At 42.8% G+C, this 26,701-nt stretch carries 18 protein-coding genes; 4 read left to right on the plus strand and 14 right to left on the minus strand.

The window, feature by feature from the left end:
• Positions 1-12: 12 nt before the first annotated feature.
• The 5 genes from B9Y69_RS09730 to B9Y69_RS09750 form a co-directional block, all read right to left on the minus strand.
• Positions 13-3,351 (minus strand): TonB-dependent receptor, encoded by a 3,339-nt coding sequence (locus B9Y69_RS09730; RefSeq protein ID WP_085472752.1) that lies wholly within the window; start codon positions 3,349-3,351, stop codon positions 13-15.
• Positions 3,352-3,494: 143 nt separating this feature from the next.
• Positions 3,495-4,670 carry a FecR family protein gene (locus tag B9Y69_RS09735; RefSeq protein WP_085472753.1) on the minus strand — a complete coding sequence of 392 codons (1,176 nt, stop codon included), beginning with the start codon at positions 4,668-4,670 and terminating at the stop codon, positions 3,495-3,497.
• A gap of 69 nt (positions 4,671-4,739) precedes the next feature.
• Positions 4,740-5,348, minus strand: a complete 609-nt coding sequence (locus B9Y69_RS09740; RefSeq protein WP_085473038.1) for an RNA polymerase sigma factor — start codon at positions 5,346-5,348, stop codon at positions 4,740-4,742.
• Positions 5,349-5,514: 166 nt separating this feature from the next.
• Positions 5,515-6,684, minus strand: a complete 1,170-nt coding sequence (locus B9Y69_RS09745) for an FAD-dependent oxidoreductase (protein ID WP_085472754.1) — start codon at positions 6,682-6,684, stop codon at positions 5,515-5,517.
• A gap of 25 nt (positions 6,685-6,709) precedes the next feature.
• Positions 6,710-7,450, minus strand: a complete 741-nt coding sequence (locus tag B9Y69_RS09750; RefSeq protein ID WP_234991190.1) for a helix-turn-helix domain-containing protein — start codon at positions 7,448-7,450, stop codon at positions 6,710-6,712.
• A 150-nt stretch (positions 7,451-7,600) separates the two neighbouring features.
• On the opposite strand from B9Y69_RS09750, the gene B9Y69_RS09755 reads away from it, so the two are divergent.
• The 4 genes from B9Y69_RS09755 to B9Y69_RS09770 all read left to right on the plus strand — a co-directional run bounded on the left by B9Y69_RS09755 (position 7,601) and on the right by B9Y69_RS09770 (position 11,805).
• On the plus strand, positions 7,601-8,896 hold the full coding sequence (locus tag B9Y69_RS09755; RefSeq protein WP_200811777.1) for an adenylosuccinate synthase: 1,296 nt from the start codon (positions 7,601-7,603) through the stop codon (positions 8,894-8,896).
• A 67-nt stretch (positions 8,897-8,963) separates the two neighbouring features.
• Positions 8,964-9,530 carry a Crp/Fnr family transcriptional regulator gene (locus B9Y69_RS09760; protein ID WP_085472756.1) on the plus strand — a complete coding sequence of 189 codons (567 nt, stop codon included), beginning with the start codon at positions 8,964-8,966 and terminating at the stop codon, positions 9,528-9,530.
• A 125-nt stretch (positions 9,531-9,655) separates the two neighbouring features.
• Complete coding sequence (locus tag B9Y69_RS09765; RefSeq protein WP_085472757.1) at positions 9,656-10,900, plus strand: PQQ-binding-like beta-propeller repeat protein; 1,245 nt, start codon at positions 9,656-9,658, stop codon at positions 10,898-10,900.
• A gap of 38 nt (positions 10,901-10,938) precedes the next feature.
• Positions 10,939-11,805, plus strand: coding sequence for an alpha/beta hydrolase (locus B9Y69_RS09770; protein WP_085472758.1), 867 nt, complete (start codon positions 10,939-10,941; stop codon positions 11,803-11,805).
• Between the two features lie 89 nt (positions 11,806-11,894).
• Here the strand turns inward: B9Y69_RS09770 and B9Y69_RS09775 are convergent, their stop codons facing one another.
• From B9Y69_RS09775 to B9Y69_RS09815, 9 genes are all read right to left on the minus strand, one after another.
• Complete coding sequence (locus B9Y69_RS09775; RefSeq protein ID WP_085472759.1) at positions 11,895-13,052, minus strand: sialidase family protein; 1,158 nt, start codon at positions 13,050-13,052, stop codon at positions 11,895-11,897.
• Positions 13,053-13,062: 10 nt separating this feature from the next.
• Positions 13,063-15,024, minus strand: coding sequence for a beta-N-acetylhexosaminidase (locus B9Y69_RS09780; RefSeq protein WP_085472760.1), 1,962 nt, complete (start codon positions 15,022-15,024; stop codon positions 13,063-13,065).
• Position 15,025: 1 nt separating this feature from the next.
• Entirely contained in the window at positions 15,026-16,204 is a 1,179-nt protein-coding gene (locus tag B9Y69_RS09785; RefSeq protein WP_085472761.1) for an AGE family epimerase/isomerase, read from the minus strand.
• Positions 16,205-16,214: 10 nt separating this feature from the next.
• Positions 16,215-18,242: a GDSL-type esterase/lipase family protein gene (locus tag B9Y69_RS09790; RefSeq protein ID WP_159451827.1), complete on the minus strand. Its 2,028-nt coding sequence runs from the start codon at positions 18,240-18,242 to the stop codon at positions 16,215-16,217.
• 61 nt (positions 18,243-18,303) lie between these two features.
• On the minus strand, positions 18,304-19,545 hold the full coding sequence (locus B9Y69_RS09795; protein ID WP_085472763.1) for an MFS transporter: 1,242 nt from the start codon (positions 19,543-19,545) through the stop codon (positions 18,304-18,306).
• A complete protein-coding gene (locus B9Y69_RS09800; protein ID WP_085472764.1) occupies positions 19,535-20,689 on the minus strand; it encodes a tRNA wybutosine-synthesizing protein 4 beta-propeller domain-containing protein in 1,155 nt (384 codons plus the stop codon). The genes B9Y69_RS09795 and B9Y69_RS09800 overlap by 11 nt, the downstream gene beginning before the upstream one ends.
• Positions 20,689-21,606, minus strand: coding sequence for a dihydrodipicolinate synthase family protein (locus B9Y69_RS09805; RefSeq protein WP_085472765.1), 918 nt, complete (start codon positions 21,604-21,606; stop codon positions 20,689-20,691). Before B9Y69_RS09805 ends, B9Y69_RS09800 begins: the two co-directional genes overlap by 1 nt.
• An 86-nt stretch (positions 21,607-21,692) precedes the next feature.
• Entirely contained in the window at positions 21,693-23,246 is a 1,554-nt protein-coding gene (locus tag B9Y69_RS09810; protein WP_085473040.1) for a RagB/SusD family nutrient uptake outer membrane protein, read from the minus strand.
• Positions 23,247-23,264: 18 nt separating this feature from the next.
• Positions 23,265-26,645, minus strand: a complete 3,381-nt coding sequence (locus tag B9Y69_RS09815; RefSeq protein WP_085472766.1) for a SusC/RagA family TonB-linked outer membrane protein — start codon at positions 26,643-26,645, stop codon at positions 23,265-23,267.
• Positions 26,646-26,701 lie beyond the last annotated feature (56 nt).

Here is a 26,701-nt window from a genome sequence, read left to right on the forward strand (position 1 = left end):
ATGCAATTAATATTAAATACCGACACGTACACCAAAAGAGAAAATACGCTGTGGCGGATAGAGATTAGCTGTTGCACCGGTAGATTCTGGATCGTAGCGTCTGTTTTTACTGATCGTAAATAGATTTTGCCCTTGCAGCGTCAGTCCTACAGAACGAAGTCCAGTACGTGTTAACCATGCCGATGGAACGGTGTAAGCTATTTGTGCGGTTCTAAGCTTCAGGTAATTCCCATTTTTCACAAAGAATGTGGAAGGGAGTCTGTTATTTTCGTAATTGGATAACAGGCGCGGGTAGCTCGCATTAAGATTCTCCGGTGTCCATCTATCCATATGCAGCTCATAGAAATTTGCAATATCGTTGGCTGCTGTATAGTTGATGAAAATATCGGTAGAGGCTTGGAAAAAAGCATCGACAGATAGCCCTTTCCAGCTCGCACCTAGATTAAGTCCGTATACGGTCGGTGGGTTAATATATTGCGCTTCGAAGGCACGGTCGGGGCTGCCGCTATAGAGTTCAACAACACCGTCGCCATTCATATCCTCATATCGGATATCACCCGGTTTAGGTGTGATTGGCGTTCCATTCGGACTACTCAAATATTTTGGCCAGTTTGCGACATCGGCTTCATCCTTGAATATACCATTTGCCTTTAAGATCCGTACCATCCCGACAGTGCTTCCTTCTTGACGGTTACCCGGTAAGACGGCATCATTTTCACCATAATCTACTACTGTACTTTTGGTATAGGTCATGTTTAAACGTGCATTGATTTGTACGTCCTTGATCTTACTACGGTGTGATACGGCAGCTTCGTAACCATAATACCGTTCCCGTGCGAAGTTTTGAAGTGCAGGTGTTATACCGAAAGAAAGGGGTACATCATAGGATCTAGAGCGTAGGATGTCAAATTTGTTCTTGTTGTAGTAATCAACTTCAAATCCAAGCTTACCTTTCCAAAGTATCGCATCTAATCCAATATCGAACGCATCGACCTTTTCCCATGTAATATTAGTATTTGGCACAGTTAGGTTTGATATACGAGTCAATGGTGTAATGGTGTTACTTGTACCAAAGACATATCCTGCTGGTACTACAGCGTAGTTGTAAAAGTAGGTATATAGATTTCCACCATCGTTTCCAAGACGACCATACGAAGAGCGTAGTTTTAAGTTATCCACAAAGGAGAAATTGTCTTTGATAAAACGCTCATCAGAAACAATCCATGCGGCAGATACGGCAGGGAAAAAGGCATCTCTTTTACCTTTCGGGTAATAAGGAGAGCTGTCATGACGGAAGCTTCCTTCAACGATATAGCGTTGGTTATAGCTATACACAAGTCTTCCTACCACACTACGTCTTGCATTTTCGGTGGATGAACCTAGGTTCTTTTGTGTGCTTGCATCGCCCAGGAAAAGTTGGTCTAGACTGGAAACGGGGTAGTTGCTACGCGAAGCGTTCATCATCTCACTCTTGAACTCGTTTTGTTCATATAAAGCCATTGCATCTACATTATGCGCACCAAATTTTCGTTTATAGTTCATTCGAACTTGAACATTCACGTTGTTATTTTGGTTATATGTTTGGTCGAGATATGGCTTTTCCGTTCCATTTTGCAACGTATAATCATCGGTGTTCTGTGCGATGGTGTATTGTTGCACTGGAATGGTGAATCCTTTTTGGAAAGAGCTGTTACGATCTACGGTCACTGCTGCACCGGCCGATAAACCTTTTACAAAAGGAATTTGCTGTGTCAGTCTAAATGAACCGGTAAATACATTTCTAGTTGTCCGATTGTAACCACTCTCCGGCATTACGTCAGTTTTAGGATTTCCTGAAAAGCCAGAGTACGCATAAAAACCATTCGTAAACTGTGCCGGAGAAATCGAGCCCAAGGATGCCAAACGGCTAAAGATTGTTTCTGCATACGCAGAGGGGTTACTTGCTGTTTCTGTGATATAGTTGATTCCGACAGCTAGATTCGTGTTCTTTGTGATATCATAGTTGGTATTGCTTACCAATCCATACCGTTTCAGTCCTGATGTTTTCATTAAACCATCTTGATCGGTATAAGAACCACTGACAAAATAACGTGCATTTTTAGAACCGCCATTAATGTTGACGTTATGCTTTTGCAACATCGCAGTGGTATTCAATACTTCTTTATACCAATTGGTATTGGGGTAGCGATTCGGGTCAGATCCGTCAAGGAACTTTTGCAATTCAGCATCTGTATACTTGGTTTTTGGGGAAGTACCACGTTCTGCGATATCATTGTCATACATCTCATTATTGAGTAATGCGTAACGATATGAGTCTAGAAAACGAGGTAAACGCGTGCTTTCCTGAAACCCCAATTGTCCACTGTATCCAATTTCGAGTTTATCTCGGGTTCCCTTTTTTGTCGTGATTAAAACTACCCCATTTGCACCACGTGTTCCATATACTGCTGCTGCGGCATCTTTTAATATGGTAACACTTTCTATACTGTTGGGGTCAAGTTTATCGATTTCCATTCCGATAATCCCTTGTCCTTCACGGGCAACACCATCGATTACGATCAATGCTTCGCCCATACCCCGAATTTTTAATGTTGCGCGGTCCCGGTCGGGTGCACCCGAGGTCATCGTAGAGGTCAAACCCGGTGCTCTACCCATTAAGGTATTGGATAAATTAACGGCAGGAGACTGTGCCAGTTCTTCCCCCTTTATGGTATTTATCGCTCCGGCAACAAGTTTTTTCTGTTGCGCACCGTAACCCACGATAACGATGTCACTGAGTTCGGTAACCGCTTTAGAAAGGACAATTCGAACCGTTGTATCGTCCGTTTTGATCTTCAGGTCGCTACGTTGGTATCCCAAAAAAGTCCCTTCAAGAATATCATCAGATTCGGCAGGAATTGCGAATTCTCCTTGACTATCCGAAACGACAATAGCGCCTGTACGTTTGTTTCGAATCGTTGCGCCGGGAAGGACCGTCCCTTGATCATTTTGGATCGTACCTTTACGTATCTTTTCCTGTTGTTGTTTGGTCGTTGTTGTCGAATTTGTTGCTTTCGCTTTCTTTTTTAGGACAATATTTTTGTCGGTCACGACATAACTAATATTGGTGTGCTCAAAAATGGCCTGTAAAGCTTGTGTTACGGATGCATTTTTAATGTCGATCTGCTTCGCCTTCGTTCCGGCAAGAAGCTGATCATCAAACAGAAAGTTATATCCTGATTGTTTTTGAATCTCTTTAATTAGATTTTCAATTTGTAGATTATTTCCCTTGATATTTATGGCTTGCGCTTCTCCTCGAAAAGAAACGAGTGAGAATGTCACAGCCATCAATAGGGCTGCATTAAATTTCATATATTTGAAATAATTAGGTGTTCTAAGCTAGTGTTAGGTGTTACTTTCGAAGGGTTAACCTTAAAGCACAATGCTTTTAATTCTTAGTCTAGGTAAACCAGGGGTGTTGATCACTTCTGGTTTTTTATTTGGATTAGTACATACTACATCATCAAGCGAACCCTCCCTTCTTTCATTTCAAACCTGATGGTTTCGGTTGTTTTAAATAGATTTAATATTTCTGTTAGTGGTGTATTTCTGCTTAAAGAGCCGCTAAATGTTTTCTTGTTTAATGCTTCAGAACCAGAAGCGATATACAGATCAACATTGTACCAACGCGAAAGCTTTTGAATAATCTGTGGTAAGGGTTCACGTACAAAAACAAAACGGTCATTCATCCAGGCTAAAGCAACCTCCATATTAGCTGGTTTTGTTGTTAGGTGGGACGCCGAATTTATGCTCTGCATTCCGGGGATCAACGTTTCGTTTTGTCCAAAGGCTGATACATTGACTTTCCCCGCCACGAGGGTGGTAACAGTTGCTTCATCCGGATAGGCCGATAGATTAAACTTGGTGCCAAGAACTTGCACTTGTTGTTCGTTACTTTCGACTATAAAAGGCTTCTGCGCATTATGAGCTACCTCAAAATAGGCTTCTCCTTCTAACTTTATTATTCTTTTACTTCCATTAAACTGCTTGGTAAAGGTCATCTTGGATGCTGAATTTAACCAAACTTTGGAGCCATCAGCGAGTATCATTTTGTATTGTCCCCCTGTTGGAACAACAAGAGTCTGCCATGTATTGGTATTATCTTCGTTTTGAATCTGTTCTCCAGTTGCATCGATCAAACGATTATTTTCAACGCGAAGTGCTCCTTCTGTGCCCAAGGCAATCTCTTTTCCATCGGCAGTCTTTAGAAAAGCTTTGTTTGTTCCAGGCTGTACCTCCTCCATATGACTATACGTAGGGTAGGGATGTGTTGGTTTGCTTTCACGGAAATAATTACTTCCTAAATAAATGAAACACGATACCATACATGCCGCTGCAATATACTTCCAAATTTGACCGTACGAACGTTTTTGCTTCCGTATCTGGGGATGTGTTTCTTCTGGGGCTTGCAGTCCTTTTATCGTAGATTGGAAACGCTGAAACGCCTGTCCGGTATGGAAGGCATCGGAAGCACTCTTATCCGTATGAAATGTTTCGTTCACAAGCTCCGAAAAGGCACCTTCATTCGCCGGATCATTAGACAGTTGGATAAATTCCAGTAACTCCTCAGCGGTTAATTGCCCCTGAAGGTATTTTGTATATAGATCTTCGAATTTTAATTTATTATTCATGTACAGCTGTAGCTAAAGCGCTCCCATTATAGACAGACGTAGAAAACGGGATAAGGAAGACATTAAAAATCACTTATTTCGAAAAATAATTTTTTCGAGGAGTAAGGTGGCAATCAGAATTGTATTTAAATCCATGTTACTGGCCATATGAGCACGGATAATCTTGAGAGCCCGAACGATATATGTTTTTGAAGAGGTGATAGATATATCTAGTTTTACGGCGATTTCTTCGTGTGAAAGACCTTCTATTCTGCTTAATACGAAGACAGCTTTTAGCTTTTCAGGCAAAGCGTTGATACTTTCCTGTATACTATGTTGTAACTCTTTATATTCTAAGCGTTGTTCCGGAGTAAGGGCATGGTCGGAGAAGTAATGGATTAATTGTTCTAAGTTATCGGTCACTAAGACTTTTTTTCGCAGCACATCGAGTGTCGTATTTCGTGCGATGGTGTAGAGATACGCCTCAATATTAGTAACAGACGATAGTTCCTGTCTGCGACTCCATACTTTCACAAAAATCTCTTGGGAAACATCTTCGGCTAATTCATGAGATTTAATTAACTTTTTAACTGTGGTGAAAACGTGGGACCAGTATCTGGCAAAGAGCTTTTCGAAAGCTGCGGTAGACCCTTCTGCCAACTGTTCTATAAGGTCGCTATCCTCCTGAAAAATGTGCATCTCACCCCTGTAGTTAATAAAGTTCATTTCCGAGCTGGAAACCATCGTTTTTAAGATATTGCCTATCAAAAACTTAGATACAAAGATAGATTATTATTAAGAAACTGTTAATACATTTGATGTTTTATTTGAAAAATGACACCGATTTAGCTATCGGCTTGAGCGGCTAGGGGTTCTCGAACCCCGTGAAAAAAGCCAGCATATCACGTAAGGCATGCTTGTTATGCATGGTTTCTCCGTTGTCGAGTGATTCTTTTGCGATTAAGCTCGCTCTTTGCCGCATCCTGGACTCATAATCTGCTATCGCTTCGAGGGGCGCTTTAAATATATTTCCGGTCAGGTTGTTGCATAATTCAAGTGCATCTAACATCGCCATATTTACGCCTTCACCGGCAAAAGGAGGCATCACATGAGCGGAATCACCTATAAGTGTTAGATTGGGTTGAGCAACCCAATGTTGATCTAAAGGCATGCAGTAAATGGGGCGCGGGGTCAATGGATAGGTGACCACTTCTAGGAGTTCATCCCATAATGGATTCCAGGATGCATATTTTGTTTTGTACCAGTTTTTTACTTGTTGTGGGGCATTAAAATCTACTGTATTCTGCTGTGTCCAGTTTTCATCGACTTTAAAGCTGAGATAAAATCCGATCTCATCATTCCCCTTTTGTCCCATTAAGATATTTTCGGTCGTGCCAAATGCCATGATCTTTCCTCCTTTTAAGAGTTGCGTAACAGCAGGAGATTTTTCTGAGGCGTTTGGTATATTTCCTTCGATCATTGTAATGCCTGAATAAAAAGCCTTGATATCGGTGAGGTAAGGTCTGATTTTAGAATGTGCTCCATCGGCCGCAATAACAATATCTGCGTAGGCAGTATTTCCATCTTTGAAGTAAAGTATCCATCCGTCGTTCTGCGGTTTCATCTCTGTAAAATGACAGTTCCAATGTATGGTACCCGGTTGTAAAGTGTCTAAAAGAAGGTTTCTCAAAACTCCGCGATCAATCTCGGGACGAAAATGAGGGTCGCCAAAATTTTCTTCCTTTTTGACACCATGATCGCTAAAGAAGACCGTTCCTTGGGGATCCATGATTTGCTCCCGATCCGCGCCACGCATATAATTTTTTTTGAATACCTCCATTAAGCCTGCTTGTTGTAAAGCTGCTAATCCCGATTCTTGGTGTAGATCCAAGGGAGAGCCTTGTACCCTTGCTGTGCGGTCAAAATCTCTTTCATAAATTTTTACATTGACACCTTTATCTTGTAATAACTTAGCTAATGTTAATCCGCCAGGTCCACCGCCTACAATGGCTATTTTCTTGTTTTGTAGTAACATATTTTCAATTTTGAATACCACAAAATTAGGGCTTGGCTACCGTGAGGAATTGTAAAAAACGGTCATTTTCATTTTTGAATAACTCTTTGGGAGAAACGCCCGATAGTTTTTTAATCTCCTTGATAAAATGGGACTGATCGGTATAGTTCAATTGCGGAGCCAGTTTACCTTCTTTGATGTAGGGGAGAGCGGCCTGAAAGCGTAGTATATTGCAATATGTCTTTATGGGCAGCCCTAACTGTTGGTTGAAATAACGGTTTATCTGGCGTTCGCTCCAACCAATATTGTAGGAAAGTTCCCGAATACCAATCGCTCCATTGGAATCGAAAATAAGACGAAAGAGTTTGCGTTTTCGTTCATCCATGTTGGTTGGTTGCTTACTGTGTACCTTGTTGGTGATCGCCGAACAGAATTGTTCGAAATTCATGGAATGAAGGGAAGGCAGGTCCCAAAAATCAACAGGTAAAATTTTTCCGTTATCTAGCACATCTGCAACAGAAATTTGAAGTATATACTCTAAAGCAAGGGGATTGAAGCTAACCGAGTAGAATTTTGTATAGTTTCGGTCGGGCATTTTCTTTGGCTTTGTTTCCAAACCGAGCAGGGTAACTTCGATCTCTTTCTCTGATTTAAAAGCAAAGACGAGATCAACCCTGCCATTAGGAATAATGATTCCTTCACGAATATCCTCCATGTTGTCCAAGGCTGAAAAACAATAAACGAAATCCGCTATACCTTCATCGCTTAGTTTAAATTCAAAGTTCACTGTCCTTAGTTATATCTTCAATACTATTTATATGATCACACAACTTTTTTGAAAGATACACTATTTTCAATAGGTTTCAATTTGCTTTTTGCCAAATGACAATTGTGGTATATCGCACAGCACATAGCTTTGTATTACAATTTAAGTTAGATGAAAACAGGAAAAATGGATATTCTCGTTGGCCTGCAATGGGGCGACGAGGGAAAAGGAAAATTTATCGATCGCATTTGTTCGGCGTACGATATTGTCGCTCGTTTTAATGGAGGAGCGAATGCCGGACATACAATCTTCTGGCAATCGCACAAAGTAACATTGAAATTATTACCTTCCGGGGTATTCTACCCGCATATAAAAAATGTAATCGGTACCGGTGTGGTGGTTAATCCAACGCAGTTAAGACGTGAAATCGATGATTTATCAGCAATTTCCGCAGGTTTGTCGATCACTAATAATCTATTCATCTCCAAGAAAGCCCACTTAGTACTGCCAACGTATGCATATCGAGACGCTTATATGGAAGCGTCAGCTGATTTTCAAACGATCGGGACGACAAAAAATGGAATTGGACAGGCGTACGCGAATAAGATGCTTCGTCAAGGGTTCCGTGTTGGGGATATCTACATGGATACGTTCGAGGAGAAAGTGAAGACTGCCATCGTTCGGGAATATGAGGAGCTCCGAGCAAAAGAACAAGAGATGATTGATTTGCAAGAAATGATACATGTTTTTTTTACTGATATCGAATACCTGAAGAAGCTGCACATTATTGATACAGAGTTGTACTTGAATACGGCACTATATTCCGGGGAACGAGTTTTGGCAGAAGGAGCGCAAGCAACTATGCTTGATATTGATCACGGAACATATCCTTATGTTACTTCCTCCAGTACGATTGCTTCAGCCGCCTGTGTGAGTTTGGGGGTTTCACCAACTAAAGTAGGGGATGTTTATGGTGTTTTTAAAGCTTATACAACAAGGGTTGGGGACGGTGCTTTTCCGAGTGAGATCGCGGATGAACTAAGTGAAAAACTTCGACAAAAGGGAAATGAATTCGGTTCTAATACCGGACGGCCACGTCGCATCGGGTGGTTAGATTTGCCTGCGTTAAAGTACGCGGTGATGTTGAATGGTGTTACACAGCTTATCATGACAAAGGCTGATGTATTGAATGAGATGGAGACGGTTGATATCTGCACGCAATATATAGTCAATGATGTGATATCTGATTATGCATCTTTAGATTACAGTTTTCAGTTGGCAAAGCCAGTGTGGACAAGGTTGATGGGTTGGACTGGTGATTTTACGCAAGTCGAAAGTGAGATGGATTTACCGGATGGCCTGATGGCCTATATTCGCTTTTTGAATACAGCGCTGGAAGTTCCTGTTCGATATCTTTCTATTGGTCCGCAGCGGGATGCAATTGTGGAATTGACGGAGGATCTTTAAAAGATATTTACTGTACGATAAGAACGAAAATTTTTGTATTTTTTGGTTCTTATTTATACCCTACTGGATGAAGGAGCTTATTGCATATATAGGAAAATTTGGAACCATGGATAGCGAGGAAAAAGCCAGCATCCAAGAAGCCTTCAAATGTATATATATAAGGAAGGGCGATTATTTTGCAGAAAATGGTCGAATAAGTGATAAGATAGCCTTTGTCGAGGATGGTGTGTTTCGCTCCGTCTACTACAATAAAAAAGGCGATGATTTCACAAATTACTTTATTTATGAAGGTCGTTTTATTGGCGACTTGCATAGTTTTCAAGGGCAGTTACCGGCCAGTGATTATATAGAAGCAGTAACGGATGCGACGATATGGTCTATTGACGCAGCAGGTTTCGCTTTGCTGGAAAAGGAAGTTTCTGTATGGCCTGTATTAATCAGTAAGCTTTATGCTTTTGTCTCTGAAAGCAAACTTAAGACAGCAAGTCTAATGAAGAATTTAGAAGCAAAAGAGCGCTATGCGCTCTTTCTTAAGCATTACCCTGGATTGGCCAATCGTGTTCCTCTAAGTATGTTGGCTTCTTATCTCGGTATAACATCCTCTTCACTAAGTCGAATACGTCGAAATGGTTGATGTGTCTCTGTAATCTCGACGATAGTTGCGTTAATAAAGATCTTATCTTTTTGAATATGAATATTTTGTGCATTCCTTTTTTTTGTGTTAATTAGTGTACTAACCCTTATCTAAACGTATTCAAAATGCCTCAAAAATCAACGCTTGTTTTTTTCTTGCTCTTCGTAGTCGGCTTGCAATTGAGTTTGCATGCGCAACAATTGGGGCGGACGGCTAATCGACAGAATAATAGTGAAGGCGCAGACATCGGGGATCAGTTGGCTTTGCAGTGGAAGTTTCAGACGAAAGGTGTGGTATATGCATCGCCGATTGCGGATCAAGATTTCATTTATATCGGGTCCTGTGATAGCAATTTGTATGCGCTACATAAAACCACTGGAGCAGAAGTTTGGCGTTTTCGAAGTAAGGGCGAAATTCGTTCCTCGGTAGCCATTGCTGCCGGCTTAGTACTTTTTATGAGTACGGATGGTGTTTTTCATGCGATTGATGCAGCGAAGGGTACAGAGCGTTGGTCTTTTCAAACCAAAGGTGAACGGTTTTTTGATACCTGGGATTATTATCAATCTTCACCTGCGGTGTATGACGGTACGGTGTATGTTGGTTCGGGGGATCAACATATTTATGCACTCGATCTGAAGAGTGGAGCATTGCGGTGGCGTTATAAGACGGATGGGATTGTGCATGCATCACCTACGGTAAATGAGGATGCGGTCTTTATTGGTAGTTACGATGGTTATTTCTACTGCCTAGAACATAGCGGGAAGTTACGTTGGCGTTTCAAGACGGTGGGGCAAACTTATTTTCCGAAAGGAGAGGTGCAGTTCCATGCCGCAGTAGCCGATAGCAGCGTGTATTTCTGCTCGAGAGATTTTAATCTGTATGCCTTGCATACGAAAAGCGGTACTGGCCAATGGATATATCACCAGCCGGGTAGTTGGACATGTGTGCCCAGTATAAACAAATCAGACCTTGTCGTTACGATGTCGGATTCTTTTACAACATTGGTATTTAATAAAGAAGACGGAACACTGCGTCATAAACCGTCTGTACCACTCAATGTTTTTAGTAGTCCTACAATCCATAACAGTCTAGCTTATTTTGGTGCGCTGAATGGAGCCTTATATCGATTGAATTTAGTAACCGGACAACAGGATATGGTCTTTCAAACAGATGCGAGCAAACAGTATAGCTCCGATTTTTTTGATCATGATGGTACGATGAGGAAAGACTTAGACGCACGTTACCAACATGATATCAATAAATTATTCGCGGGCTATCTCAAAATGGGAAGCATCTTTTCTACGGTGTGGGTCGAGGCTTCTACGTTATATTTCGCCACAGCTGACGGCGCGGTGTATGCTATCAAATAAAATAGTTTTATCTTGCCGTGCTATTTAACATTGGTTCCATGCAGAAGCTATATCCTTTTTTGATTACGATCCTTATTGTTGCTGTATCCTCCCGATTACAGGCTCAGTTTGTGAAAACTCCTGTTACTTTTGGAGAAACTACGGTCTTTCCTTCCAAGATACTTGAAGAAGAACGTCGTGTAAATATTTATGTGCCACCATCCTATATGGACGGGGCTGGAAAAAAATATCCTGTGGTCTATATTCTTGATGGTGGGGTTGAGGAAGATTTTTTTCATTTGACGAGCTTACTTCGTTTTAGTGCACAAGCATGGGTCGATCGATTTCCAGAAGCAATCGTTGTCGGTATCGAAAATGTAAATAGAAGACGAGATTTTACTTTTGTGGTCCCTAATCTTGATTTTTTGGAGGAAGAAGGTTTTCCAAAAACCAGCTTTGTCGCACATGGTCAATCTGCGAAATACATTCAGTTCTTAGGAGAGGAGTTAAAACCCTTTATTGAGGGGACGTATCGAACGGAAGACAGAAGTGTAGTAATTGGGGAATCGCTAGCAGGTTTATTAGCGACCGAAATATTGTTAAAGAAACCTACGTTGTTTACCGACTATATCATCATCAGTCCTAGTTTATGGTGGGGAGGTCGCTCTCTTCTTTCGGAAGCCCACGTGCTTTTAAATAAGAACCTTAAAAAAGAAGTTAACGTCTATATTGGTGCGCCCAGTAAGGACGAAGATACGAAGATGTTCAATGAAGTGGAACAGTTGCACGGTATAGTAGAAAAGTCTTCGAAGATTCATACTGTTTTTGATTACCTGCCGCAAGAGACTCATGCCACGGTGATTCATCAGGCTGTTTATAATGCCTTATTGTTTTTGAAACCCTTACCTACTGTTTCTAGACCTTAATTAAGGTGTTATTGATTGCATTAGGTCTAAAGAAACCCCTATAAAATGATGTGTCGACTATAGGGGTTTCTTTGAAAAATTACACTTCTTTATAGTTTGACCGGTATAAAGACGATTTCTTTATAGTTGTCTTTTTCATAAAATACGCCTATTGTTTTTGGATTCAATAATACCAAATCCGAATATGCGGAATATGATCCTTTGTAGCCGGCTGGCGCTTTTGCAACGACCGTATTCTTATACCAAGTTTTACCTCCGTCTTTCGATAATCGTAGCGTGAGATTATCCCGGTTTTTTGTGTCGGCGGCATTGCAGACGGCAAGGATGTATTTACCTTTCTTACGCCATGATAAGACGCTACCTTGGTTTACCGGATCGGGTAAGTTCTTATCGTAGAACGTTGTGTCCCACGTTACTCCACCGTTGTTGGAGTAGCTGATGATGCGTGTACGTACATTTCCCTGTTGATTGCGGCTATTCATGTAAACACCGGTTTCGGATATTTGGGCAGCCATAGTCTCGTTGCTCCCCTCGAAAGGAACAGTAGACCCTATCTTATAAGTTTTTCCGTGGTCATCGCTATAAAAAGAGTGTGCATAGTAATCTTTGCCATTGGCGAGCGGATTTCCTTCCGAATGATTTGCCGGAATATAGAGACGACCTTTGTAGGGACCGCTATCTAACTGTAAGGCATGCCCTGGTGTATTCGCGAGCGTACGCCAATCTGCATCAAAATTATAAGCTGGATTGACATCCGGTTGTTTGGGTTGGTGTGTTTCCGCCGTGATGTTTACTGGGGCAGACCAGGTCTTTGCTCCGTCTGTAGAGGTGATAAACCAAGATTCCCGTAATCCTTTTCCTTTCCGTATTTCACTTTCGTGGTTGTTTCCGGTATTATAAAATAAAAAGATACGTCCATTGGGATAGTTTGGATCAAGCAAATCGACTACTGGAGCCGCATTTCCTGCTTGTAGTTTTTCATAGTCTGCAGCCACCTGTATGGCGCCCCATGTTTTACCATTGTCTTTACTGATTTTATAGACAATGTCCACATTTCCATAGTCGCCTGCATGATCGACTCGGCCTTCTGAAAAAGCCAAAAGATCTCCATTTTTATTTTTAACAATCGCCGGAATCCGATAACTGGCGTAACCCGCTTCGCCGGATTTGAAAACGGTTACTTCTTGTGCATTTAAGGTGCTTTGCATCAGTAAAGCAGCACCGATATAAAAAAGTTTATTCATCATAGTCATTGTGTTAGCGGTAAGGAACAAAGGTAAACATCCATTTGTTGGGGTTATCCCAACTTCGACCAGCAAAACTACCCATAGGTAATTTTATTAAGACATGGTTCCATCCTTTATTCAGATAAATTTGTTGAGGCTGACGAAAGGTGTATCCTTCGTCGAGTAGTGGTTTTTCTAGGTTGCCTTTTAGGCCTGGTTGTCTCCAGATGGGTGGTTCAATCCATTTGCCATTTACCTGGATGGCACTGTGTAGGTTATCCCAGGTGTCCTTAGTTGGTGAATCGCTCGCATATGAACGCGATAAATTTCCGAACCCGATCCAGAAAGGTTGATAACCAATGCTATCGGACCATATTTTAGTACGCGCATACCAAGTTGTATTTGTTTGTGGTTGAGCGAGGACGCCTTGTATAACATCGGCCCACCAATGGCGCAATATGACCGTTCCACCAGTAATGTGATATGTAGGCACGATTGTCGAATCGAACGCCTGCTTTTCGATGGAGAATGCCTGCGTTAGTTTTCCTTCATTCGGAAAAGGTCCAATTAACTCCCATGTGATGTGGCTATGTTTTACATAAGGAAATGGTAGGTTTTTGAAAAATTTTTCCTTGTGCTGTAATAGTCTTTTTTCAAAGGAAGAAAAAGATAGATTTTCTTCCTGATCTACGGGTTGAATATTTGCCTTCCAACCAGCCAAACCACCCCCTTGCCAAATTCTTTCTGCAAAGGTGAGCATCGCTGGATAAGCGGCATTTTGTAAAAACATATCTTCAGGAGCCGAAACAGCGCGGTCCGGCCATACGCACAAGGTGGCTCCCCACAGATTTTTATGCGCTTTCTTCTGCTCGCCAATCTGGCGGTAAAATAACGTCGTCACCGTTTCTAGCGGATCCATGTGGTTAATGTAAAGGTGTTTCGAGTCTATATAGATTAATGCGCCATCAGGCTCAATTGCCTTTGGTCCACCCATCCATAGCTGACGGATTGTTTGCGGCATTAAATTGCCGCCTGGATCCCAACCTAAGGTTTTAAATCCGAGGGACTCGACATAGCGCGTCATTTCCCCCATGAAGTTAGGGTTCGTTATTTTGACTTCGTCCCCACCAATATGAAGGTAAGGCAGTCCCGGGTAGGTGTTTGCAAACTCATGTAACAGTTCCTTTAGAAATACCATACCCGAATCTGATTGCATATCCACACCAAAAAAACGATGAAAAGCGGCGCTGTGTCCCGGCATATCGATTTCTGGCAAGAAGGTAATATGTCGATCCGAACAGTATTTGATGAGTTCTCGAAACTCTTGCTCAGTATATGATTGACCCGCCCATCGTGTCATATTGGTAGAATCGGTTAATCCGGGATAACGTTTGCTGCTCAGGCGCCATGCAATATCTTCCGTAAAATGAAAGTGGAAAACATTAAGCTTGTATTGCGCCATGATATCGATTTGTTCTTTCAGCATTTCTAAGGGCTGGTAATTTCGACCAACATCAACTAAGAATGCACGCCATGGAAAGGCTGGTTCATCTTCGATGCTGCAAAAGGGGACAGTGCCTTGCGCTGTTATCAATTGTTTCAAGGTTTGCAAACCATAGTACAAACCAGATTTCGTGGAGGCAGCAACAGTAATGCCCGTTGTCGAAATGGTCAAGCGGTAGCTTTCTTTTTTCTCGCGCATATTCCGTGCGTTCAACGTTAGATTTAATACTGTTGAACGGGGGGCAGATCTGTTTTTTGCATACGAAAACGGGATCCTATTCGCCTTCATTACTTCAGACAGGAGGTATAATTCTCGATCTATTCCGGAGGTGTCTCCTTCTAACGTTATGCCTTGACGAAGGTCTAGAATCCCATTTTGCCAAGATACTTTTTGAGGCATAGGGAGCAGGTCGCTTTGTGCGCGAACGGGATGAAGAAAACCCACCAGAATTAGTGTGAAAAGAAAGCAGATTGGGCCGTGTTTTTTCATGTTAAGGTTTCATAAATTTCGTTAACGTCATCCAGCAGTACCACTCTTGGCGAGGGAGGTGGAATGGGCCTTTGAACAGATTTCCTTTTGCCGGCTGTGCTACTTTTCCATCGCGATGCAGGTAACCAAACCACTCGCCATGTTCTTTATCATGAAAATGTGTATAGGCATAATCGTGTATCTGTTGATGCATTTCTGCATATTTTTCATCTTTGGTGACCAAGTAGGCGAGGAGGGTGGCGATGATGGTTTCATTTTGTGGCCACCAAAACTTCATATCTTGCCAGTACTCTTGTACAGGCTTGTCGTATACATCTCTGAAATATAAGATTCCGCCATGTTCTTTATCCCAGCCACGTTCCCACATATAATCAAGCATACGACACCCAAGATCTATTAATTTCGGATCCTTGTTGCGGTATAGCGCTTCATGTAGAATAAACCAGGCGCCTTCGATTGCGTGTCCTGGGTTTAGGGTGCGTCCTTCAATGTGATCGACAATACTCCCATCGAGGGCTACCTGCTCCATTACACATCGAATATCGTCTTTCACAAAATTGGTTTCAATTTCTTTGATCCAACCTTCAATGGCGCTATCGCACCGACTGTCACCAATGGTCTCGCGTAACTGTTGCGCTGTGTTGATCATAATCATAGGAATTCCGATTCCCTTCGTTGGTCGTGTGTTTTCAAATTTAGGCTCTATCTTGCGCTCCCCCTCCGCATATTCCATACAAACCCCAAAAAGATCACGTGCATTTTTTGCGGCCTGCGGATCGCCAGACGCCTTGGCATATGCGGCAAACGCTATAACGGCAAACGTCTCAGAGAAAAAATAACGACGCATGCGTAAAGGGGTCCCTTCCTGATCAACATGAAAATACATTTTACCATGCTCATCAAAACACTTATTCAATAGAAAATCGTAACCCAGCTTTGCGCCATCCAACCACTCTTGACGTGGCTCTACGGTATTGTATAACGTGGCGAGCAACCAGCAAGCACGTCCTTGAATCCAAACTGCTTTATCCGTGTCTAGTAAGGAGCCATCGGCGTCACGCATCAGTAGGTACCCACCATTTTCTTCATCATATGATCTTGGAAACCAAAAAGGAACCGTGTCTTCTAAAAGTTGTTTTTTATAAAAGTCAGCTAGTGACTGTAGTTGTTTCTGATCCATTATTCTTTTTTTATAGAGGCAAGCGGAAAGTGCTGGCCGGTAAATTTGCATTGTTTACTAAATTTCCTGTGCTTACAGGCTCCCAACTATATACCAAGGCTTTCAAAGTGACTCCTTGCGGTTTTACGATGGTCACCTTATTTTGTATGATGTTGGCGGTGGCAGGTAATAGCTTCCCTTCTGCCGTTTGGAAGAAGAATCCGGCTAAAGAAGCCGTGTTGCTGGTCTTCATTCCTGTTGCGTAATCGAATGTCAATTCGATGGTGTCGCCATGGATTGTGCTTGTCCGAAATAAGGGGCCAGAAGGAGTTACCTGTTGCTTATAATGTTTCGCCAATGCCCATTGCGCAAGCCTTTTTCCAACGGTTATTTTATTTCGAGGATGTACATCAATAGGATCACCTATGTCCGTAGTAACAACCATTCCCGTATTAGGAATTTTTTGTAGCATCTGTCGTTGTACATCGCGAAAGAAAGGCCAAGATGGGCGTTCAATACTCGATAGTTGTACATAATAGAATGGAAGTTCTTCCTGCCAGCGCTGGCGCATGTCTTGCACGAATGTTGGGAAAAGATGTTGGTACAGTTCCGCATTTTCGGCATCGCTTTCTCCTTGATACCAAAGGATGCCTGCTAATGCAAAAGGAGCGATTGGAGCAATGCCAGCTTCATAAATATAAGAAGGGGCATAGGGATGTTGCTGAAATGGCGATGGCGATTGTTCCAGGTTTTTATTTGCTCGTTCACGGCACCAGGTCATAAGGTAGTCGCTTTTTCGCCAAGGATGCAATGCCCCTGTATATTGTGCATTGGACTCGAGGGTTAATCGTGGAATCCAGGCCAATTGCGGCGAGCCGCCAACGGAAAGATCGATCATGCCGATTGGAATCTGTTGGTTGTTGGCAATCTCTACCGCAAAAGCATAAGCTACCGCAGAGAAATTTTCAGCCTCTTGGGGACTATTTACTGACCAAGCGCCGGTAAAGAAATTTAGGGCATTAACTTGCGCTAATGTTTGTTGATCCCAAACGATGTCGTCGGTGGGTGCAAGATTGTTAAACTTGAGTAAGCGTATGGGCAAACGTTTGCCTTCCTTGTGTGCTAAATTATCCCCTTGGTTCGCGCGCTTTACAGGAAAAGCCATGTTGGATTGCCCCGCTGCTAACCATACATCTCCCACGAGTACATCGTCGTAAGTAAATGTTTGCCGGTCGCTCTTAACGGTTAAGGTTTGAGGGATACGATTTACGGCTTGTGCAGGGAATTGCACCTGCCAAGTTCCATTTTTGTCTGTTTTTGTGCGTTGTTTCTGTGTCGACCACTGTACTTCTATTGTCGTGCCAGCATCTGCGGTTCCCCATACCGTAAATGGCTTATCTCGCTGTACAACCATCTGTTTTCCAAAAACAGCTGGCATCTTTAATCCACCAAAATTACCTGTTAGATGTTGTGCGACAAAATCAGCAATTTTGTATGCTCCCTTTTTATTGGGATGTAATGTTGGAGAATCTGTAATAAGATCAGGTCTATTATGCAGAGCCGCGTAAAGATCAATGACCGGCAATGCACGAGCGGCAGCAACATCGACTATTAAATCCTGTATCGCGTGGTACCAGTTAAATGTACTGGACGAAAATCGCGGGTGTCCCGTGAATATGGGCGACATTTTACAGATATATATCTTTAAAGTCGGGTTATTTGTGCGTAAGGTATCAATAAGCCAAAGGTAATCTTGCACAAATTGATCCCGATAGTGGGGGAAGTTACGCGGGTCGGTATCATTCAAGCCTAAGTGAATGATAGCAATGTCTGCATGAAAATGTAAAGCATCTCGGAACTGCTTCGTATTAGCATAAGGATGATGTCCGTGGCGTAATAAAGTAGCGCCACTGTGACCAAAATTCTCTACATTGAATTGTGCTCCAATTTTCTCTTGCAGTACAGCCGGATAAGCGTTTGTTGCCGGTGAATCAAGACCTAACCCTTCCGTTACAGAGTCACCTATACAAGCTACTTTTACCTTTTTTTGCTGCGCCATTACTAACGGGATCACGCAAAAAAGAAGGTAAGCTACGCCCAAAATTTTGTATAGCTGTTTTTTAGTCTGCGTCGACATAATCTATAACTTTTGGTTTGAGAGTAAGAAGTTGCAGCAGAAGGGCTATGGCGACAATGAGTGCCAGCAGAGCAAATCCATTATTAAAGTGGCCTTCGTCTTTGAAGCGGCCTAATATCTGCGTAACGGCAGCGCCGGCAAAAACACCTACCATGTTCATAAAACCATATGCGGTGGCGCGAAGGCGTGGCGGAACAAACTGACAAAGGATCGGCATATTATTCGCATCAAAAATGCCAAACCCGATTCCAAACAAGATAGCAGCGCCTACAATACTGTAAAAGGTACTTCCTGTACCTAACAGAATTAACGCAGGTATTGTTAGAAACAAGCCGATTGCGCTGGTGTAAACGCGACCGCGTACATTTCGAAGAACCCACCTGTCGCTCCAGATTCCGCCGACAATAACGCCGATGAAAGAAGCCACAGCAATTGTAATTGTCGATAGTGGACCAGCTGTCGCCATCGGAATATTCAGGTTGTCCGCAAATAAAGTAGGGAGCCAGTTTTTGGTTGCCCAACCGGGAAGGCTGGGGGCGGCAAAGTAAAAGAGGATAACCCAAAAAGCAGTCATAGAAAATAAAGAAGATAAGCCTTTTATAAACGGAATTCGCTTTGGTAGATTTTCTTTGCTAGCGCCTGCTACTTGCTTTATTGTTGGTTCATGAAGCAAAGCAGCAAGGATAAAAGCATAGATAACCCCAATGATGCCAAACCAATGAAAGGCGGTATGCCAGCCATATTGATACGCTACCGTAGCACCAAAACCACCGAGAGCTTGTCCCATGTAAAAACCAGTCATATGTATACCCACAGCTAATGATCGGGTGCGTCCCGTGTGATAATCTGCGATGAGCGCCAGTCCGGCTGGAATGTATAAGGCTTCACTAAGTCCCATAATAGCGCGTAATACTAACAATTGATTGTAATTTTCTGCTAGCCCCATGGCATAGGTGACGGTAGACCACACAAACAGGCTAGCGACAATTAACCACTTTCGGTTTACCCGATCTGCAATAATCCCAGCAATAGGACTCATGAATCCATAAATATAAAGGAAGACAGCCATTAGGACTCCAAAGGCTTCTGCCTTTTGGAGTTCCACAATATCGATTTGCATGCTTTCACGCATGGTAGATAACATTTGGCGGTCCAGATAATTAAGAAGGGCTACGACCCACAGTAAACCGACCACGAGCCATGGATAATATTTGTTATTTCGCATGTTTACCTCCCTTTCCTATAGTTCCTACGAGAATCTGGTCGGTCCGAATCCCAGCCTTTATCTCGCCACTCGGAATGATAATCATGTTCTTGTAGGATAGCGCTTGCGTTGTGACCGGTGATTTCGCCGGTATGGGCGCTATTTTGGACCATTTTTTCTGCTGTATATTGAATTTCCAGCTGTCGGATGTAAAGCCCGGATGGTTTTGTTGTAGGAACGCCTTTTGCTGTATAAGTATTTGTTTTTGGTTGCTATCTTCTGTCGCGGTTATTTTTGCGATCAGGTCTTCTACCTGATGGAACGTAGACGCATCATCGCCACCGAAGATCAGGATGTCGCCTTGGTCATCCATAACACCTGTCCCGGCAGCCAATGGGCGCGGAAGCGTTCCTATAGTCTCTATTTTTTGTGTGCTAAGATTCCATTGTAGTATCTGATCGTACACTGTACTTCGACTGTTTTCGTTACGTTTACGTCCACCGATAATGTAAATGTTTTGTTCTTTTGCATCGGTTAAAAATATAGCATGGCTAACCGGATAAGGGAGTGTTGTAGGATGTGTTTCCCAAGTTGATCCTGCGATCGAAAGGTTCAGTTCATATATACGTGCTGACACGTGTTCGGTGTTCTCTCCTCCAATAAAAAACAACTTGTTTTTTACTTTCAAGAGACCGCCATTTGTATATGGATGTGGTAGGTTAGGTAACCGCGCTATCTGAATGGAATCTGCGGTTAGCTCCAAGGTAAATACATCTTTTTGAATCCCATTATTATTTTCTCCACCAGCTATATATAATCTCGTGCCATCACTGCATACAGCGCTGTAGGCCAGTGGGATATGTGTAGGTGTCTGTTTGACGAAGTCTACATGTCCGTCACCGATTTCATAGATATAGGCCTCTTGATGGTATTCTTTCGCGCCACCATCCCAAGGCATCGTTGCCGGAAAGTTAGCTCCACCCATAAGAAGTAACTTATTATCGATAATTCCTGTAATAGGACCAGCAAGCCCTAGGTGGGCACTGCCATCCGCTTGCATGGGTAATTTCGATTGGGTATCCCAATGGATCGTTTGTGTTGCATCCTCGGGGTTACAGGCGGTTAAGGCAATAGTCATGCAGAAGGTGAAGATTTTAGGTTTCATTAATGTTTAGATTTAAAAGCGGCAAAACCAAGGTTTGCTACCTCTTGCTCAAAGGCTGTAAATTGTGCATTGTCCATATTCGTAACCGGGAGTCTAAAGCCACCGCAGTTTAGGTCAATTAGTTTCATATAGGCCTTTCCGGTAGCAATACCGCCGTATTTTCCGAGCAAGGTAATCATATCGATTGATTTTTGCTGTAAGTCATTCGCTTTTGCAAAATCACCTGCATCGTATGCGGCTATCATGTCGTGATATAGGGGGGCGGCATAGTTGTACGTACTTCCAACCGCACCTTTACATCCCAGAACTAAGGAAGAAAGCATATTTTCATCACGTCCCCATAACATATCATATTTCTTATTCTTGTAGTTGCTACACGAAAGAAAATCCATAAAATCTTCATGTGTATATTTAATTCCCTTAAACGTTGGAATCAGCGCATCCACTTCCTTTAATAGATCTAACATAGCGTAATTTCCACCTGTTAGTACAGGGATATGGTAATAGTAAAATGCGGTATTGGGTGCAGCTGCAGCTACTTCAGCACAGCATACGGCCAATTGTTTTGCCGTAGCCGGTTTAAAGTAGAAAGGGGAGGTGAAAGAGATAACATCGACGCCTTCATGTTCAGAAATTGCCGCCAACTCCTTGCACTCCTTTATATTCGTGCCGCCTAAAAACATCATTAAGGTGAAGTCTTGATCGTTACGTGTAAGCGCGGCCCATGCTTTCATGACCTTAACTTTTTCGTCGAATGTGAGGGAAACACCTTCTCCGGTCGATCCACATATAAAAGCACCTGCAATGTTGTTTCGTTTTAGATTTTGGTAGTAGGTGGGGATTAAGTCAAGGTTTAGTTCACCATTATCTAGAAAGGGTGTAAAAGGAGCTGCAATTAAGCCATTAATGTGTTTCATCTTTTATTAATTTTTTATGTGTTTCTTGTAAAGGAGGTTGTATTATTTGATGATGTAATACAACCTCACTTATCTCGTTTTGCGTGTTATGGTTTGGTTGTGGTATATCCAGGCGTCTGATTCACCAACGGATCATTGGTCCACACATCGCGTCCAATCGGCCATAATACTTTGTAAGCTTCTGTGCTTTTTGTGAGCACGCCGTAGGGATGACTGGTTGATTTGAACGCCAAGGGTTCATTGTTGTACTTCATGCGGCGGATATCGTACCATCGTTTTCCTTCATAGACAAACTCTTTGGAACGTTCGGCAAAAATGGCAAGCTCATTCGCATCTTTGGTACCATTGACAAAAGGTGTTGGATCATTGCCGTTAAAGGCCCGGTTGCGCACCGCTTGGATGTATGTTTGTGGATTGGCTCCCTCCGCATTTGCAATTTCAGCTAACATCAGTAATCGATCTGCTTCCCGATATATTGGCCAATCATCGGTCCAGTTGCGAATATTATTATTTATCGTTCCCATGAATTTGGTCAATACGGTATTACGGATAGTAACCTTTTGAGGTGTTACGGAGCGATCGATCGCATAAAAATCATAAAAGGTAGCATCTCTGCGGCGATCCAAGATGTTATATGATTTAAAGAGCTCATAGGTATACGCATAACGTTGTATTCCACCTGTGCTGCTTTGTGCGATATTAAGTGGATCTATTAAGGTAGGGGCTGTCGTGCTAACCGTGTCTTTGTAGTAAATTCCATTGAAATTAGAGGTAGCGTATAAAAAAGAGGCTACCGCAGGTTGTTCGGCTTCATTGAAAGCAAAAGGCAAGGTGAAAATGATTTCAGCGTTACGCTTTTGCTTGAAGACATCCGCAAAGTTGGCCACCAAGGAATAGCCGGTCACCGCATTAAGTGCTGTTTTTGCTTCGGCTAAATCGGCCGTATTATTATATACTTTTGCGGACCAGAGGAAAACTTCTCCTTTTAACATTTGGGTCGCGTTTAAGGTCCAATAGGCTTTATTAGTACCCTGTATCGTTCCGAAATACTGTGCCGAGGAAGCGATGTCTGCTTTAATTTGCGCCAATACTTCAGGCTCTGTCGACCGCGCCAATCGCAAAGCAACCGGATCCGGTTTGCCCGTTAAAACATCGGGAACTAAGCGTAACGGAACGCCCCCAAAGGTGCGCAAGAGATGGAAATAGTAGAATGCACGCAAACCATGCGCTTGTCCGAGTAGATTGGCTTTTCGCTCTGCCGATAGAAAGGTGACGGTGTTTACTTTATCAATAAATAGATTGATCTGTAAAATGCTATTCATAAATCCGGACCATGCACCGAGTCCCGGTGAGACTTCAGTCATCGCTTGATTTATAACAACTAATTCGTTCAGAGATACGTCCATACGCGCTGTACTCGTTAGACCACCACCACGCATTTCACCTAGGCGGAAAAAGCTGAATTGGTTGTTCCGGAGATCACTATGGATACCAATCATAAAGTTGTTTACTTGCGTTTCATTTTCCCAAAAATTTCCTTCAGCAAAAAAATCTTCAGGCGCCAAATTCAAGTGCTTATCGCAGGCTGTTAACCCTGTCAAGGAGAAAGCAACCAAGGCTAATTTTATATATTTTTTCATGTTGTTTTTCATCTGTGTTTAGAAAGTGATTTTTCCGCCCATAATCAGCATCGTCGGAATAGTATAGGCGCTGTTTTGTAGGCCAGTTCGTTCCGGTAATACGTTCATTTTATTGGTGATATATCCTAGGTTTTGTCCCGATACGGTGAGTGTTAATCCCGCTATTTTAGCGCGATTTAGCCATTCTTTAGGCAAGGCGTAACTCAAAGATACTTCGCGGAAAGCCAAGTAATTGGAACTTTTCCAGAACATATCACTTGGACGGTCAAAGTTCTTTGCATTCAATTGATCGGCCCATACGTAGCGTGGGTATTTTGCATTTGGATTTTCTGGTGTCCAGGTATCGTTCACCAACGTCGTCGCATTAAACTCCCCTTGAAAGAAACCTAAAGACCACATTTGCATCTGATCCATTTGAATATGACCTAAGGCAAAATCCATACGAGTAAACAAGGAAAGGCCTTTGTAACTAATGGTTGTGTTGAAACCTCCGGTCCACTTCGGTAAAGTATTTCCTAACCGCACACGATCATCCATATTGATCACACCATCTCCATTGATATCTTCCCACATCACATCGCCTAATTGTGTCGGTAGGTATCCCGTCAGCCCCTGTTCTTGTATAATTTTTTGGCTGGCTACTTTTTTACCGGCAGCAGCACCATAAAATACTTCTCCAGCGGCATCATCACGCACATTATAATTCGAGAGATCGGCCTCATTCCGGATAATCCCTTTCATCCGAAAGCCATAAACATCACCCCATTCCATGCCTTCCTGAAGTCCGCCAACCCAAATAAGAGAACCGGTAGCAGGGTCATACACTTGCGTACCATCCTGGCGGTTGCGATCATTCCCGTTGTAAGGCAGCTTTATCACTTTGTTACGCACATAAGCGGCATTGGCATTCACGGTCCAGTTTACCTTATCATTCTGAATGATTTTGTATCCCAGTTCAAACTCAATACCGCGATTTCGCATCGTACCATTATTGGTTCTAATGGACGGGATACCGGCGGAGTTAGGGAGATTGATGTAGGCCAATTTATCCGATGTGATACGGTTGTAGTATGCCGTGGAGAAGTTCAGTTTGTTGTTCAATAGACCGATGTCCATTCCCACTTCGGTAGTTTTACTTTTTTCCCAAGTCAATTCATTGAGTGGAGCAGCAGAGAAGAGGAAGCCACGCGACTGGTCGTATGCCTGTTGAACACTATAGCCTCCCTGCACTTCGTAGACACCAATAGCGTTACTTGTTCCGATACCAATATTTCCGTTTTTACCCCAACTGGCGCGTAGTTTTAAGAAATTTAACCATGGTGCTTTTTCCTGCATAAATTGTTCTTTAGTGGCAATCCAGCCGACAGAAGCAGCCGGAAAGACACCCCATCTGTTGTCGGCGCTTAGGCGCGATATCCCATCGCGACGAAAGGTTGCAGAGAAAAGGTATTTATCGGCATAATCGTAGGTTGCATTTCCAAACTGTGAGATAATACGATCATTCGTATGTGCGGAGGATGCACCTCGCGTAGGATTGGCCGCCGTGTTGGTCGTTAAACCTAGCGCCATGAAATCGTCGGTCGGAGCTAATGCACCTGAAGCACCTAAACCGCGGTAGTACGAATCGTAAAATTCAGCACCAGCCAAGGCGCTTACCGTATGGTCACCAAATGACTTGTTGTAATTAAGAACCGCGTTATAGGTTTGTCTGATGTCTCGCCAAAAACTAGCCGAACTACTGCGTTGTCTGTTCCAGCCCGCATTGGGATCTGTATAACTTAGGAAGCCTGTTCGGAAATCCTGATTGAAGGATTCGTGATACTCTTCCTCGTAATACAGAATACCCTTCATTCGTAAAGATAGTTCCGGTAAGAAATTGACGACTAATGCTTGGTTTAAGGTGAATTTATCACTCTGTGCTCGTCTTTTGTATTTATCAATATTAACCAATGGGTTACCATCGCTGGCATCCCGGCCAAGAATCCAATCTCCTGTAACCGGACTTTTGCTCCGTAGTGTTGGCGGAGCCGATAGCATACGTCCCCAGTAATTGCTCTCGCCGTTTGTTAAACTTTGATCACGCCAGTTTGCACGGGTGAAGTTGATCGTCGATTCGGTCTTAATCCAATCCTTGATTTTATAATCCGCATTTACAGCGAAATTGTACCGTTTGTAGAAGGTTTCTAGTGAGAGTCCCTTTTCATCATATAGGCCGACACTACTAAAGTAGGTGGCTTTGTCATTTCCGCCTGAGAAGGATAGGTTGTAATCTTGTGATGGGGCAGGGCTTTTGAAAGCAACGTCACGGTAACTGAAGTCTTCATAAATGAGGTCATAAAATTGCCCGTTTGCATCATAGTTACCAGCTGCATTGGTTGGAATTACATCTTTCATTGTTTTCCAACCTTGATCCAGGAGAAATCGATTTTGATCCGTTAGACGCATGAGACTCCATCGTGCTTCATTAGCATAATTGCCATCAAGTGGCGTTACACCGTCAGCAGCAAAGTATTTGTTGCCCGTACCGCGTGGCCCCGGGCTGCCTAAGGTAGTATTTGGGAGTGTGCCTGATTTTATCGCACCGACGGCGCCAAGTCTATTCCATTTTACATAATCACCTGCATCTAGAAACTCATATGGAGAGTTTAGATAATTGATACCCCGAATTGCTTTTAAACTTAAGGAAGAACTTCCTGTTTTCCCTCTTTTTGTGGTGACTAATATAACACCATTACTTGCTCTGGCACCATAGATAGCTGTGGCGGCGGCATCTTTTTGAACATCTATACGCTCAATTTCATCGGGATTAATATCTGATAAACTAGTTCGAACCTGACCATCCACTAAAATAAGTGGGCTACCGGTACCGTCCCAATGGGTGCCACCACGTAATACAATGTTCGGCATGGCGCCGGGACGTCCCGAACCGGTCGATACACGCAAACCTGGTACTGTTCCTGCAAGTGCTTGCGCCGGATTTGCGCGCATTCCGGATTCTAGTATTTTATTGTCCAACGTAGAGACGGAGGCCGTTAGTTTCGTACGTTTTACGGTGCCATATCCCATAACGACTATCTCATCTAGCTTTTCATCATTGGACTCCATGATAATTTCCAAATGATCTGTTTGGGAAACAGATGTTTCTTGCGCACGGTATCCTACCGCGGTAAACAATAACTTATCCCCATTTTTTGACCGAATGGAAAAGTTACCATTTTCATCGGTGGAGGTACCTGTTTTTTGTGTTAGGTTGGCGATCGTTACCGCAGTAAGTGGATTTTTGTTTCCGTCTAATACCCGGCCCGAAAGCATGTTCTGCGCTACAGCTTCGTCGTGCAGTAGGCAGAGGAAAAGCAATATAAAGACGCTTTTCAGTTTAATTAGGTAGTTCTTGTTCATAATTATTTGTTTTAATATTGGATTATGTATAACATAATAACAAAACAAATGTATGA

It is taken from the genome of Sphingobacterium psychroaquaticum (assembly GCF_900177625.1).
GTDB classification, from domain to species: domain Bacteria; phylum Bacteroidota; class Bacteroidia; order Sphingobacteriales; family Sphingobacteriaceae; genus Sphingobacterium; species Sphingobacterium psychroaquaticum.

Excerpts from the sequence above, each read along its gene's own strand:
- B9Y69_RS09745 (WP_085472754.1), bottom strand. The coding sequence starts at position 6,684 with ATGTTACTACAAAACAAGAAAATAGCCATTGTAGGCGGTGGACCTGGC.
- B9Y69_RS09805 (WP_085472765.1), bottom strand. The coding sequence starts at position 21,606 with ATGAAACACATTAATGGCTTAATTGCAGCTCCTTTTACACCCTTTCTA.
- B9Y69_RS09775 (WP_085472759.1), bottom strand. The coding sequence starts at position 13,052 with ATGATGAATAAACTTTTTTATATCGGTGCTGCTTTACTGATGCAAAGC.
- B9Y69_RS09760 (WP_085472756.1), top strand. The coding sequence starts at position 8,964 with ATGAAGGAGCTTATTGCATATATAGGAAAATTTGGAACCATGGATAGC.
- B9Y69_RS09800 (WP_085472764.1), bottom strand. The coding sequence starts at position 20,689 with ATGAAACCTAAAATCTTCACCTTCTGCATGACTATTGCCTTAACCGCC.
- B9Y69_RS09735 (WP_085472753.1), bottom strand. The coding sequence starts at position 4,670 with ATGAATAATAAATTAAAATTCGAAGATCTATATACAAAATACCTTCAG.
- B9Y69_RS09790 (WP_159451827.1), bottom strand. The coding sequence starts at position 18,242 with ATGGCGCAGCAAAAAAAGGTAAAAGTAGCTTGTATAGGTGACTCTGTA.
- B9Y69_RS09795 (WP_085472763.1), bottom strand. The coding sequence starts at position 19,545 with ATGCGAAATAACAAATATTATCCATGGCTCGTGGTCGGTTTACTGTGG.
- B9Y69_RS09755 (WP_200811777.1), top strand. The coding sequence starts at position 7,601 with ATGAAAACAGGAAAAATGGATATTCTCGTTGGCCTGCAATGGGGCGAC.
- B9Y69_RS09730 (WP_085472752.1), bottom strand. The coding sequence starts at position 3,351 with ATGAAATTTAATGCAGCCCTATTGATGGCTGTGACATTCTCACTCGTT.
- B9Y69_RS09780 (WP_085472760.1), bottom strand. The coding sequence starts at position 15,024 with ATGAAAAAACACGGCCCAATCTGCTTTCTTTTCACACTAATTCTGGTG.
- B9Y69_RS09815 (WP_085472766.1), bottom strand. The coding sequence starts at position 26,645 with ATGAACAAGAACTACCTAATTAAACTGAAAAGCGTCTTTATATTGCTT.
- B9Y69_RS09770 (WP_085472758.1), top strand. The coding sequence starts at position 10,939 with ATGCAGAAGCTATATCCTTTTTTGATTACGATCCTTATTGTTGCTGTA.
- B9Y69_RS09785 (WP_085472761.1), bottom strand. The coding sequence starts at position 16,204 with ATGGATCAGAAACAACTACAGTCACTAGCTGACTTTTATAAAAAACAA.
- B9Y69_RS09740 (WP_085473038.1), bottom strand. The coding sequence starts at position 5,348 with ATGCACATTTTTCAGGAGGATAGCGACCTTATAGAACAGTTGGCAGAA.
- B9Y69_RS09765 (WP_085472757.1), top strand. The coding sequence starts at position 9,656 with ATGCCTCAAAAATCAACGCTTGTTTTTTTCTTGCTCTTCGTAGTCGGC.
- B9Y69_RS09810 (WP_085473040.1), bottom strand. The coding sequence starts at position 23,246 with ATGAAAAAATATATAAAATTAGCCTTGGTTGCTTTCTCCTTGACAGGG.